Annotated in this window: 8 protein-coding genes; 3 read left to right on the top strand and 5 right to left on the bottom strand. The window is 36.9% G+C overall.

The genetic code is table 11. The annotated features are described in order from the left end of the window. Nucleotides 1-30: 30 nt before the first annotated feature. From K2F26_RS11025 to K2F26_RS11015, 3 genes are all read left to right on the top strand, one after another. Complete coding sequence (locus K2F26_RS11025; RefSeq protein ID WP_220611501.1) at nucleotides 31-1,233, top strand: protein kinase family protein; 1,203 nt, start codon at nucleotides 31-33, stop codon at nucleotides 1,231-1,233. 70 nt (nucleotides 1,234-1,303) lie between these two features. Continuing rightward, nucleotides 1,304-2,401 carry a T3SS effector HopA1 family protein gene (locus K2F26_RS11020; protein ID WP_220611500.1) on the top strand — a complete coding sequence of 366 codons (1,098 nt, stop codon included), beginning with the start codon at nucleotides 1,304-1,306 and terminating at the stop codon, nucleotides 2,399-2,401. Nucleotides 2,402-2,505: 104 nt separating this feature from the next. Next, nucleotides 2,506-2,808 (top strand): HetP family heterocyst commitment protein, encoded by a 303-nt coding sequence (locus K2F26_RS11015; protein WP_220611499.1) that lies wholly within the window; start codon nucleotides 2,506-2,508, stop codon nucleotides 2,806-2,808. Nucleotides 2,809-2,975: 167 nt separating this feature from the next. Here K2F26_RS11015 and K2F26_RS11010 read toward each other — a convergent pair whose 3' ends face one another. The 5 genes from K2F26_RS11010 to K2F26_RS10990 form a co-directional block, all read right to left on the bottom strand. Continuing rightward, a complete protein-coding gene (locus K2F26_RS11010) occupies nucleotides 2,976-3,776 on the bottom strand; it encodes a peptidylprolyl isomerase (RefSeq protein WP_220611498.1) in 801 nt (266 codons plus the stop codon). A 224-nt stretch (nucleotides 3,777-4,000) separates the two neighbouring features. After that, nucleotides 4,001-5,527, bottom strand: a complete 1,527-nt coding sequence (locus K2F26_RS11005) for a beta-barrel domain-containing protein (protein ID WP_220611497.1) — start codon at nucleotides 5,525-5,527, stop codon at nucleotides 4,001-4,003. Nucleotides 5,528-5,865: 338 nt separating this feature from the next. Continuing rightward, nucleotides 5,866-8,919 (bottom strand): ABC transporter transmembrane domain-containing protein, encoded by a 3,054-nt coding sequence (locus K2F26_RS11000; RefSeq protein WP_220611496.1) that lies wholly within the window; start codon nucleotides 8,917-8,919, stop codon nucleotides 5,866-5,868. Nucleotides 8,920-8,936: 17 nt separating this feature from the next. Next, nucleotides 8,937-9,536, bottom strand: coding sequence for a helix-turn-helix domain-containing protein (locus K2F26_RS10995; RefSeq protein ID WP_194058210.1), 600 nt, complete (start codon nucleotides 9,534-9,536; stop codon nucleotides 8,937-8,939). A gap of 1,854 nt (nucleotides 9,537-11,390) precedes the next feature. Then, nucleotides 11,391-13,916 (bottom strand): mannose-1-phosphate guanyltransferase, encoded by a 2,526-nt coding sequence (locus K2F26_RS10990; protein WP_220611495.1) that lies wholly within the window; start codon nucleotides 13,914-13,916, stop codon nucleotides 11,391-11,393. Between the last annotated feature and the right edge of the window lie 129 nt (nucleotides 13,917-14,045).

The following is a 14,045-nucleotide window of genomic DNA, read 5'->3' as shown; positions in this document are numbered from 1 at the left end:
GATTAAAAGTTTTTCATTTTCATTAAAGCTATGCCATTTCTTTTAAGTTCTCAAAACGTTTTTTCTTATCTCATTTCCCACGGACTTTGTACTCAAGCAGAACAGTCATTGAGTAAAATTGAGTTAAAATCTGCCAAAAATTTTAATTTATTAGTTAGCTTGCCCGATGGTAGTCAATTGTTAGTAAAACAAGAACGTCTTAACCGAGAAGGTAGAACTCGTGGTGAGTTTTTAGATGAATGGCAAGTTCATAATTTTTTCCAAACCTTCCCAGAAGTTATTCATCTACGCTCATCTTTATCAGAAGTAATTCATTTTGATGCTGAAAATTCCATCATTGTTTTTAATTATCTCAATAACTATCGGGATGTAGCAGAATTTTATGCTAAGGAGAATTTATTCCCGACTGAAATTGCTCGCTCAATAGGAGAAAATTTAGCTTCAATTCATCGTTTAACTTTAGACCGTCAAGAGTATCAGCAATTTTTACAAAATTCTGAAGTGATCACACAAACAAGTTCTCAGATGAATGGGGGAGTAAATAGAATTACACCAGAAGTATTTGGTCACGTTACATCTGATGGGTTGAAATTCTTTGCACTTTATCAACGTTACGATAATTTAGGAAAAGCGATCGCCAATTTGAAAGAAGCTTTTCATCCTTGTTGTTTAACTCACAACGACCTCAAACTTAACAATATTCTGCTTTCTTTAGATTGGGAAACAGCAGCAGAAAGAGAAATATCTTCAGAATTTTTCTTGCCTGATCAACATGATAAAATTATTCGTTTAATTGACTGGGAACGTGGTTCTTGGGGAGATCCAGCCAACGATTTAGGATCAATAATTGCTAGTTATCTACAAATTTGGCTATATAGTATGGTAGCTAGTAGAACCATACCCATTGAAGAATCTTTACGTTTAGCGGCAATTCCTTTACATCTAATACAGCCTTCCATAGCAGAATTAATGGCTACTTATTTAGCTAACTTTCCCGAAATTTTAGAGCGTAGTCCTGAGTTTTTACAACGAGTTGTGCAATTTACCGGTTTTTCTTTAATTACATCTATTCAAGCTAAATTGCAACATGAAAGAACCTTTGGTAATTCGGGTATCTGCATTCTTCAAGTCGCCAAAAGCTTATTGTGTCGTCCTCAAGCATCTATGACCACAATTTTTGGCATGGAAGCCTCAGAATTGATACCTACCAGTTTATCAATGACTGTCGCTTGATACGATTTTAGATTTTGGATTTTGGATTTTGGATTTTGTTCCCTGTTCTCTACACCCCTCACTAGAAACTATGCAACTATTAGATTCGGTACAATCTCAACTTGCAGAACTGCCCCAGCAATTGCAGACATCACTAGAAGATATTGTCAATAACATTAAAATTGAATCTCACCACTGTATCAAGCATCCAAAGTACAAATCTTTAGAATTGCCAGAGTCAGTAATCCCTCGCTTTGAAAAGTTACCATTGGAGATGCAGCAACAGCACTTAAAGTTACAATTGCGTAATTTTATATACAGTGCTTATTATAACGTTGCCACAAAACCTGATCAAAATCCTGATGACGAGGAAAGCAATAGTAAAGTAAACCAAAATCTTGAAAATAATAGTTTATTCGGAGTGGATTTAGAATTCTATGATCTTTTGCATACCAGGAACAAAAGTCAAGGCTACTGGAGTCATAGCTGGCAGATAGTCAGGGAAGAAACGGATGGCACTTTGGCAGTGCATAAAAATGGGTTAACACTGCACGTTGATCCTAATTTGCATCTGTTACCAACAAAGCAAAAATTAACTGTTGGTAAGTTTGTATCTATTAAAATGCCGAAGAATTTGGTGCAGAAGGGATTTTATATGGCCGTAGCAAATGCAGGTTCTCAAAATAATCATGAGATTACGCGAATTTACTTTAACTTAACACCTGAAGGGGCAGCAGCCGTAATGGAAAGTTTAACAGAAGCACTAAATAATATCGACATTTCATTTTCGTTTAAAGCACTATATAATCCTGCCGATTATCGACGTTATGACTCAGCCGTGCTTTACTTTAACAAAGGCAAATATGAGCTAGTTCACCCAATATTACCAAGAATATATGAGGAAAATAAATCCTATTTTCAAGAGCAAGTACCTTTGTTTACTAAGTTATTAGCACCGGGGTTAGCTTGCGCTGAAGAACCAGAGCAAAAATTTGGTGAGCAGGAAAGTTTTGGTACTCATCGCTGTCAAATTATTGCTAATGGTTTAATAGCAGCTTGGCAGCAAGGTGATCATAGCCCAGAAGGTCGTATGACATCTATTTTTAAGCAATTTTCTGCGATGAAAATTGACTTACAAAGTCCTTATCTTAATCCCCGTTCTCAGGATATTTACACTCCTTTGTTTTAGTTGCACTTAAGCTTTTAGCATTTAGCCCAGATGCTAAATGCTGAGGATTTTAGCATTAGTACCGTTGATAAATTTGTTTGGCTTCTCATTTTAGAGGTAATGGTATGATTCAAGAAAATTTTGAGCAGAATCAAGAATTAGATAAGATATTTAAAGACGCACAGTTTCAACAAATTATCAAAGCTATTATCCTTGGTAAATATGCCTGGGCTTGCATTTTATTTCTCCACTTTGCTGGATGCGACCCTCTAGACTATATACCCCATGAAATTTATAGTCAATTAATCCAAGATAACTATATTTTTAATGGAGATAAGCAGCATTTACAGCAGGATAGAAAATTAAAATTTTCTGGTTTAAAGGTAAATTGGGGTAAATTTACGAGCAGTAAACATAGCTCAAATTAAATTTTAGTTCCTCATAAATATATCCCCGACTTCTTTGAGAGGTTGGGGATATTAAAATGAACATTAAAGTTCAGTTAAGCCTATTTCTCGCAATTAATAAAAAGCCAGATACAAATCATAGGTTTTCAATTCTTTACTCATGGGTTGTTTTGTTATTTATAATTGCCTTAGCTGGCTTCGCTGAATATTTGTGGAGAAGATTTTTGTGGAGAAGATTGATAATTTTTATCTTCTTCTAAATTGGCTTTTATTTCTAATGTTTTCACTTGTTGTTTTAACCAATTTGTAAATAAATCGCCCATGATTTTCACCCGCATCTGTTCATTTAACTGGGGTTTAATAATTTCCTCTACCATAATGATATGCGCTCCTTGAGATGTAATGATTGGTTTGAGAATTTGGGGGGGGTTGGCTGCAAAAATAGCGGCGGCTATTTCTGGTCTAAAATCACTGCGTTGGCGCATACCTTGATATCCTCCAGCACGACGAATTTCGGGAGTTTGAATATATTGACGAGCAATTTGGTGGAAACTGATTTCACCTTCTTGCAAAGCATAAAATATTTCTAAAGCTAAATCTTCATCATCTAATATCACTTCATAAGTTACTGCGGCGGTGTAGTCGAGTTGGTGAGCATAAAAAAATGGTTCAACTTTATCTGCAAATAAATGCTCGGCTAATTTTGCAGATACTAAGTTAGTATGGGCGATTTCTTCAAAGTTATCCAAGGAAAGATAATGTTTATTTAACCATGCCCAAGTGTCTTCTGCTTTAATCAGTTTGTTGGCTAATCGTAGGCTATCGGCTGCTTGTTGTAGTTCTTCTGTTGTGATGGTAATATCTTCTTTGATAGCGGTATCTGCAATTATTTTTCTAGTGGCGATCGCTTCTAGTACATTAGGAATTTGGCAAGATATTTTAACATGGTAAAGAATATCCTCAGAAGAAACGCTTATAACGTTTGACATTATCTAATTCTCCATTATTAATAATTTAGGAGTCAGGAGTAGTTTCAATACTTTTCGGTTAAGCTCAAAATCATAAAATTTGTAGGTTGGGTTGAGGAACGAAACCCAACGTTTACAAGGTTTTGTTGGGTTTCACTTTGTTCAACCCAACCTACGAAAATCCTTAACCGAACAGTATTGGGAGTAGTTTTACTCTTGACTCCTGACTCCTGACTCCTACTATATTAAAGGTCTAAACCATTCTTTTGCAGCTTTTTGAAAGGATCTAAAATAAAGTCAATAACGCGACGTTGACGCACAATAACTTCTGCGGTTGCGGTTTGACCTGGTGTTAAAGGAATACGTTTGTTACCAGCTTGAATATAAGGTTGTTCCAAGGCAATTTCTAACTCATAAGTTTCTAAGCGAGTGGGGCTATTTTCTGGAATTTTAGCATCAGGTGAAATCCAGGTAACACGCCCTTGCGTCACACCATATTCCTGGAAAGGATAAGCATCAAACTTGATTTTTACTGGCATTCCTACCTTCACAAAACCACTTTGTTGACTGGGCATTTGTGCTTTCAAAATTAAAGTAGCACCTTTGGGGGCAATTTGCGCCAGCATCTGTCCTGTTTGCACAACAGAACCGGGTTTTTTCACAGGTAATTCAAAGATTGTGCCATCAATAGGCGATCGCACAACTCGTTGTTGTAATTGCAATTCCAATGATTTAATTTGACTCTTGGTTTGAGTAATTTCTGATGTCACTGAAGTAATTTGGGTTTGTAAATCTTTCAGTTGTTCCTGATTTTTCAACAATGTTAATTTACCTGCTTGTACAACACTTTGATAGCTACTTTCCTGTTCTTGTAAACGCAGTTTTGCTTGTTCAATATCTGACTTTGCTTGAGTTATAATTGAGTTATATCGGCTGACTTCTTCCTGAAGACGCAACTGAGATTGTTTAATATTAGCTTTAGTTTCTTCTCCCAACCTTTGACTTTCTTCTGCTGTTTTTTCTATTTCCACAAATCTAATTTGAGGAATTACACCTTGCTTTAAAAGTTGACGATATCGAGCGACTTCTAATAAATCTCGACTTAAACGACTTTTAGCTAAACTATGGGCAATTTGGGTAGAATTGATGCTCTGTTTTGCTTGTTCAATTTGAGCGAGTCTTTCCCATTGTTGCAGATTATATGCACTTTGTTTAGCATCCAAGTTTTCTCTTGCTTGATTAACTTGAGCGAGTTTTTCTAATTGTTGGGATTGGTTTTGTTGTTCTTGGATATTTATCGCCAGTAATACTTGATTTTTGAGTAATTCTAATTGAGCTTGGCGATTAACTAAACCTTCTAATTTGGCGTGGGTTTGTTGCAGTTCTGTTCGCAAAACTTCAGAATCTATTTCTACTAAAACCTGTCCAGCTTGAACTGTTGCACCTTCTTGAACATTGACAGCAATAACACTACCAGTAACTGCACTATCTAATGTTTGGGTTGCTCCTTTGGGTTCTATTCTACCACTAGCATTTCCAGTTTCATCAACTTGAGAAAACATTGTCCAAGGTAAGGCTACTGCTGTAAAACTAACTAGTAAATAGAGCATTGAGCGTGTCCAGGCTTTAGGTAAAGCATCTAATAATTCTTCCGTACCATAAAACCAATCTTTCTCTGTAGTTTCTGTCTGTTTTTCCTGTTGAATATCAGCAGAATGAGTTTGTCCTGAGACAAGAACGGCTGAGGATGAATTGTAAGTTGATTGTGGCATATTTTAATTATTTTTCAGCTTGTAAGGTAGAAAATGATTTTTTCAAGTAAGAAGTCAGGAGTCAGAAGTAGGGGCAATCCCCCCGTGGTTGCCCAACTTGAATCCTTACTTTTTTAAAGCCAAGTTATATGAAAAAGCCCTTTGATTTTTAAATAAATTTAGTTGAAAATGCAACATACATATTAGAGACGTTGTATGCAACGTCTCTTGATTTATATTGAAGATTAAGGTGATTGGTGATTGGTGACTGGTGACTGGTGACTGGGAAGAAAATCAATAATTACCTGTTCTCTGTTCCCTGTTCCCTGTTCCCTATTCCCTATTCCCTATTTACTGATTTAACCTGTAGCTGCTAGTTGTTGTTGATTGAGATAGTAATAATGTCCTCTTTTAGTAATCAATTCTTCGTGAGTACCGCTTTCAACTAAAACACCGCGATCTAAAACTAAAATCAGGTCAGCATTACGCACGGTAGAAAGACGATGGGCAATAATTAAACTTGTGCGTCCTTTGAGGATTTTTTTGAGATTGTTCTGAATAATTCTTTCAGATTCAGCATCAAGATGACTGGTAGCTTCATCTAATATTAAAAGGCGCGGATTTCCTAATAATGCACGTGCTATGGCTAGGCGTTGGCGTTGTCCTCCTGATAACATTCCTCCACCTTCTCCAATTTGGGTTTCATAACCCATTGGCATCCGTTTAATAAACTCATCTGCACCTGCTAATTGTGCTGCTTCAATAATTTCTTCTAGACTGGCTTCGGGGTGAGCAATGCTGATATTTTCCCGAATTGTACCACCAAATAAAAATGTTTCTTGGTCAACAACTCCTATTTGCGATCGCAAGGATTTTAAGGCAATACTAGTCACATCTTGATTGTCAATTAATACTCTACCATCTGTCGGCAGATATAACCCTAAAATCAATTTAGAAAGTGTGGTTTTTCCTGAGCCACTACGCCCAACTACCGCTACAGTTTGTTCAGGTTTAATTTCAAAACTTAAATTTTCTAGAATGTTAACCTCGCTGTCTGAATGATAGCGAAATGTCACATTATCAAAACAAATTCTTCCATGTAATCTTGGTAAATTTTGCCGGGGTTGTATTGCTAAATCTTCTTCTACTTCGGCTTCTAATACATCATTAATCCGCTCGGTAGAAACAATCACTTCTTGTAATTGATTCCATAACACAATTAACCTTTGAAAAGGCTGAATAATATTGCCTAATAACATATTAAAAGCCACTAATTGACCAATGGTTAATTGATTTTGAATCACTAACCATGCTCCAAACCACAATAAACCAGTAGTAGCTAGAGATTGAATTGTAGAACTAATAATTTGCAGTTGATTACCAATTATTTGAACTTGAAAATTTTTCTTGGTCAAGTTATTTAGCAATTCTTCCCAATGCCAACGCACTGTTTGTTCAATAGCCATTGAACGAATGGAAGAAATGCCAGATAAACTTTGAATTAAGTAACTATTTTCTTTAGTTACCGCACCAAAGACTTCACGGCTCATACGTCTTAAAAAAGGCGTAGCAAAAAGAGCTAAACAGACAAAAGGTGGGACAATTGCTAAAACTAATAAAGCCAAAGGTGGACTATACCAAAACATCAAACCCACATAGATAAACACGGTCAGCAAATCTAAAATAATAGATAATGCTTCGCCAGTAAGAAAGCGTTGAATTTTTTGATTTTCTTGGACGCGAGAAACAATATCACCGACGTAACGCGACTCAAAAAATGACAAAGGTAAACGAAATGTATGTTTAATAAATCCCACCAACAAAGCTACACTAATTTTATTGGCTGTGTGGTCTAATAAATATTGTCTGAGTCCATTGATGACAACACGAAATAAGCCAAAAATTAGTAAACCAAACCCCACGGTATTTAAAGTAATGGTGCTACCTTGAACAATGACTCTATCTAATAATAGTTGAGTAAATAAAGGTGTCACCAGTCCAAAAACTTGAATTAATACCGAAGCTACAAATACTTCTAGTAATACCTGAAAGTGAGGTTTAACTAACTCAAATAATTGCCAAAATGGTGTATTCGTTTCTGGGGTTTCTTTGAGTGATTTTGTCGGTTGTAATAACAACGCATAACCAGTCCAACCGGCTTTAAATTCCCCGATAGTGAGGGTGCGTTGACCAATAGCAGGATCAGCAACAATTACCTGTTTTTTGGTGATTTCATAGACAACAATGTAATGTTTTCCTTCCCAGTGGGCGATCGCTGGTAATGGTTGTTGTGCTAATTTATCTAAACTGGCTTTTACTGGACGAGTAGCAAAACCAATACTTTCAGCCGCAGTAGTTAAACTCCGCATAGATGCACCAGCACGGTTAACATTAGCAAGTTCCCGCAAGCGATTTATACTGAAATTTTTACCCCAATAACGGCTAATCATCACTAAGCAAGCTGCACCACAATCAGAAGCACTTTGTTGTTCAAAATATGGGTAGCGTTTGCTAATTTTGCGCCACCAATTACCGGCGGTGACAGTAGGACTAGGAAAGTATTTTTGGCGTTGTTTGGGGCGTTGTTTCGGTTGTGGTAGAGGTTGGTTTCTCGGTTGGGGAAATTGAATGACATTGGGATTTTTGGGTTTAACTTCGCGCTTGATCGGTTCGGTAATTGGTAGATTTTCTGCTGCAATTAATGTACTAAGTTGCGGCCAATGTTGTAGTGCTTGTTGCCAATCAGCTTGACGTAAAATGTAGACTATTGTTGGTTGCGTTGCTTGCCAATTTCCCTTTTGGGAATTTACAAAAATATTACCAGGTGTTAATTTTGTACCTTGAGGATTTTGTAATTCTCCCTGCCTTACTAACAACAGTTTAGCATCTTTAATGATTTGGGAATTGACATTACCAATATCTAAATTTTGTTTGGTAAATAAGGACAATGCTGTTAACATTTCCTCCACTGATTCATGGCGGGGTATAGCAGAGTTTTGGCTCAATAATAGCAGTGTATCCCAAAGTTCTGCCCTCAGGAATAGGCGCTCCCATACTGTCGCAATCTTATTAATTACCTCCTGGGGAAGATAACCTATTTTTAAATTCATAGAAGCTCTAGCTACATAATCGCTAAACTTCTGTTCGGGAAAAAGTGTCAACTCTCCAAAGAATGAACCAGATGTTAAAGTCGTAATTAAATTATTTTCACCATCTAATAGTCTGACTTTACCAGCCAAAACTAAATAAATTCCTGGTGCTGCAGTGGCTGATTGCCAAAATTGCTTGGCTATTGGTGGTTCAATAATTTCTAAGGCTTGAATACAATTTTCTAAGTCTTTTTTAGACAGAGAATCACCCAAAATTTGGGTAATTTGTGCGGCTAATTGTTCCTGAGAAAAAGTTGATGTCATTTTCTTACCTCCAAATTTTAGTTATTGGTCTGAATTAAATTAAATGACCAATTGAAACTAGGTTCGGAGTTAGATTGCAAATCGCAAATGGTGATATTAGCATCCTGATTTGGCAGATTTTTTTGTTGTTGGGAACTTTTGGATTTGGTAGAAAGTCCCATTTGTTTAAGCAAGCGATTAATGTGGCGATCGCTAATTTCAATTCCTAATTCATTGGCTAAATGTTTACTTAACCATTGGGCAGTCCAACATCCAAAAGCATACCCATATTCACGAGGACTATGAGTTACCAATTCTTTCAATCTTTCAATATATTGATTATTAACTGTTTTCGGTCTACCTATCCTTCTTTCATTCCATTTATGAGCCATTCCTGCTTCAGCAATACCGATCCAATATCGTGCCATCTCCTGAGAACAACCAATAATTTCACAGATATGAGATTGAGATTTACCCATATCTGCTAACAAGATAATTTCAATCCGTCTGCGATATTCTGGTTGTAAATCAGTTTGCAAGTTTTTTAACAACGTCTTCCGTTGAAAAGGTGTTAAAAACCTGCTTTCGTGTGCATCGTAAAGATCCAAAACTTGATTTTGATGAGAAGAGAATGACATAATTCTTACCAGTTGCCGAATACTGTAAAATTTGGGCAAATTTACCTCTTACATCTGTTGCTAAAATCCAGATGTAAAATTCATAAATCACTTCTAACTAACTAAATATTTATGATATTTATGACGTGCAGCTAAAGCTGGCTGAAAAAACTATATAGTAAAACACCTTTAAATCTTTATAATTGATTAATTCATAATTAGTTTTGACTAGAGATTTAGATCCCAAGCAAAACCTGGCTGCTTAGAGAATTGTTAAATTATCAGCAGTCTTTTAATTATGAATTATGAATTAGTAATTACTAATTGTTTTTCATCCTGCAATGCAGGTTCATCCAGCACCTTGCAAAGATTTAAGTTAGTTAGGTTATGATTACCCAATCAGATCAAATGTGTTCCACAAATTGCAGCCTACAAATCATTTTGTTCGGGACAGGAAGCTATTTATTTTTTAACACTAGCTTAATACTAGAATTTTCTCATCAGCAGATTTTCATAAATCTGGAATTGTTTCTCAGCCAAGTTATCAGCCAAGTTAAAAGACAATGCCAAATTTCTTCATACTTTGTCTTGAAATACTATTAGTCATGGCATAATTTCCCTACCACGAAAGTTTTATGAAAGTTTATACAACGGCAGATAGTCTTTCTTGAATCTTTCTACTAATCTTACATCAAATTTATATTTTTTGATGCAATACTTTAGTTTGATGAAATTGCCAAAAATCAAATTATCAAGCACCTTGATCTAAAATATTTAAATTCTTCATTTAAATTCTTCAATTTTGCAAAAATATAAAAAATCAATATGTTTGCCTAAAAAATAGATAAACCTCTACCTATTGAAGTAAACATATATTCTATTACCATCGGAAATATACCAAATTTTTATCTATCTGTAGTATGAGAATTTTCAATTAGATTTGTAACCTGTTAGTCATAAGTCAACTGATTTAATAAATCTAACCTGCGATAAATAATCAAACAAAAAATATAGTGTAGTAAGTAGAAAGTACACACCAATTTATTCCCTGATCCTTCCTGTTCCCTAAAACAAAAAAAACTTTGTAAGTAGGCTTAATTAATTGTTAGATAGTGGAACAGGCTTCTAGCCTGTTGACGGGCAAGACTTGTACTGAGCGGTTAGTGAGCGCAGTCGAACTATGTCGAAGTATGCCCATCCCACATTTTATATGTAATTGCAACCAGCTACTTACCTCACTAGCATGGGAATAGCTATAAAAAAAGAAGCTGTGTAATTTACCAGCTTCGATGATCGGTTAATAAATTGCCAATTGATGCAGTAGAGATAATCCTGTTTGGGAGAAATAGGATTACTATAAATGAAACAGAAGTGTGATAAATCAAGGTGCTACACTCAAGGTACTATCAGCCATAAGGAAGATTTCACCGTAACTTTTCAATTTCCCATTTTACTGTCATTGCTAAAGATGATCGTAAAAAACTAACATCTAAAATAGCCGGAGAATTTTGCTAACAATCTCAAATTTCGGGTTAGCCATTACCCAAATTTGTAATTGTTTAAACTGTCGGGAAAAAAGAACCACCAATAGTTACGCTTCATCTGTCTTGGTGTAAAAGGTAAACATTTGGTTGTGAGGAAAAAGCCTAAAGGTAGGCTATTTCCACAGCTATTTGTGTTGTTATTTATAATTTATAGGATTTTACGGATGTATATTTGCCATTCTGGCAGAATCTTACACTGGCTTTGATAATTGATAATTGATAATTGATAATTGATAATAGATCCCCGAATTGTTGAAGAAGTCGGGGATCTGGGTATGACGTTTTTTAAGGTTGAGTTACTGAGAAAATCCTGTACATCCTGATTCAGAAATCAAACTTCTGCGTAATGTTCCTGTTCTCGTTCTACAAAACTCTGGACACGGTTGCGATAGCTTCTCAAACTATCATCTACCCAATCACGATCGCTGCTGTTAACAAATAAATGCACCAACGGTTCACTAGCATCGGGTAAAACCAACACCCAACTATCATCATAAGGTTGACAAATTTTCACCCCATCAATTAATTCCAAATTTTGCGCGGGGTGAGTTTCCACCAAATAACGCATCAACGCTCCCTTAGCAGTCCAAGGACAACGAACGGTAGAAGTTCTGTGAATCACGCGGGGTAATTCAGCACGCACAGCAGCAAGCGATCGCTCTTGAATTGTCAGCATTTCAATCAACTTCGCAATGCAAAACATCGAATCAAAACCCGGATGCAAATGCGGGAAAATAAAACCAGTTTCCCCACTTCCCCCTAAAACCACATTGGGATTTTTTTGACAAGCTTCCATCAACGCTGTAGGATTCGCCTTAGTTCTAATTACCCTCCCATCATGACGACGTGCTACCTGTTCCACCGCACTAGAAGCATGAACCGGCACAACTACCGAACCTCTGGGATTAGATGTTAACATCATTTCCACCATCAACGCTGTCAACATTTCTCCCCGCACGGGATAACCAGACTCATCCACTAAAATCAACTGTTCCCCATTTGCTGACACCTGCACCCCAAAATTTGCCTTGAGTGCTTCCACCACATGACCTAACTGAGTTAACAAACCTTCCCTCGTAGTAGTCGTCATCGCAGTTTTATTCACACTGGCATTCAAAACCACCGCATCAGCACCAAACTTATCTAACATCTGCGGTAACACCGCCCCAGAAACCGCATAAACATAATCTATAACCACCTTTGCCCGACTATTACGCAAAGTTTCCACATTCAAAAGCTTTTCAAAAGCAGTGCAATAACGATCAATCACCTGACTAGGATATACCACATCACCTATTTCGTGACTTTGCGCCCTCCGCATATCTTCCTTAAAATAAGCCCCCTCAATTTTCTTCTCTTGGGCTTTAGTGATATTAATCCCCTTTCCATCCATGAACTCAATCAGGATATAATCAGGACGATCTGGGTGTACCCGCACATGAATACCACCCGCTACCCCAATTTTGGGAATCACTGTTCTGGTGATAGGAATAGCAGTCGAATCCAGATTTTGCACATCCACACCTACCGACATCAACCCAGCAATGAGAGAACGAGTTACCATTCGTGACACATTCCGCTGATCACGGGAAACACTCACCTGAGAACCGGGTTTTAAAGTCGAACCATAGGCAGCACCCAATTTGACAGCAAATTCCGGGCTAATATCAATATTAGCTAAACCTTGTACCCCACGTTGACCAAATAAATTCCTTTGGGCAGTGTTACCCCAAATCAAATTAATGTTTAAAACAGCACCTGATTCAATTTTCTTACTTGGCCAAACTCTCACCCCAGGGCTGATTTGTGCTTCTTCTCCCACCGTAGAAAGCGAACCAACCACAGCAGCTTCTAATACATGAGCGCGGCGATCAACACGAGTCCCACGGGAAATTACACAAGCTGATAATTGGGCTTCATCCCCTATAATTGCCCCATTCCAAACTATAGGACGTTTTAAATTGGCATCTGCGCCAATAGTTACATTATCACCAATAATCGTCCCATCCTCAATTTGCACTCTCGCCCCAATGCGGCAATTATCACCAATTATGGCAGGACTTTCAATTCTGGCACTGGGATCAATATAAGTATTTTGACCTACCCACACCCCAGAAGAAACTTCTGGATATGCAAACTCTAGTTTTACCTTCCTCGCTAAAGCATCATATTGCGCTTCCCGATAAGCATCTAAATGACCGACATCACACCAGTAACCTTGGGCAATATAACCATAAATCGGTTCATTTTTCGCCAATAGTAAAGGAAATAAATCTTTAGAAAAATCAGATTCAGTATGTTCTGGTAAATATTCCAAAACTTCTGGTTCTAAAATATATGTTCCTGTATTCACAGTATCAGAAAAAATTTCACTAGTGGAAGGTTTTTCTAAGAATCGGTTGATACGTCCTTCTTCATCTGTAATTACTACCCCAAATTCAATCGGGTTAGGAACACGGGTTAAAATTAAAGTTGCTTTAGATTGTTTTTGTTTGTGAAATTCAATAGCTGCCGTCAGGTCAAAATCTGTGATACTATCACCGCTAATGACTAAAAAAGTTTCATCCAAAAGTTCAGCAATATTTTTCACACAGCCAGCCGTTCCTAAAGGTTGATCTTCTTCAATAGAGTATGTCATTTGTACGCCAAAATCGCTACCATCTTGGAAGTAATCGCGGAGGACATCGGGTAAATAGTGTAATGTGGCAATTATTTCCGTAATGTTATGCCGTTTGAGAAGATTGATAATATGTTCTGCAATGGGTCGGTTTAATATTGGAACCATTGGTTTGGGTAGATCGCAAGTTAAAGGACGTAATCTTGTCCCTGAACCACCTGCCATTAGCACTGCACGCATAAATCCTCCTGTTAGCAGTTTTGACTGCATCGAGATTCGTTATAAAACATGATTCTTCTTTCTTTAGTCTCCTATGAATATTGAACTTTAAGGAACTTCCATAAGAGACATCTGAGTAAAATTAAGTAT

The sequence above is a fragment of the Sphaerospermopsis torques-reginae ITEP-024 genome (genome assembly GCF_019598945.1).
Taxonomy (GTDB): domain Bacteria; phylum Cyanobacteriota; class Cyanobacteriia; order Cyanobacteriales; family Nostocaceae; genus Sphaerospermopsis.
Note: the sequence above shows the minus strand (reverse complement) of the source record. Positions and strands in the feature narration are given on the sequence as shown.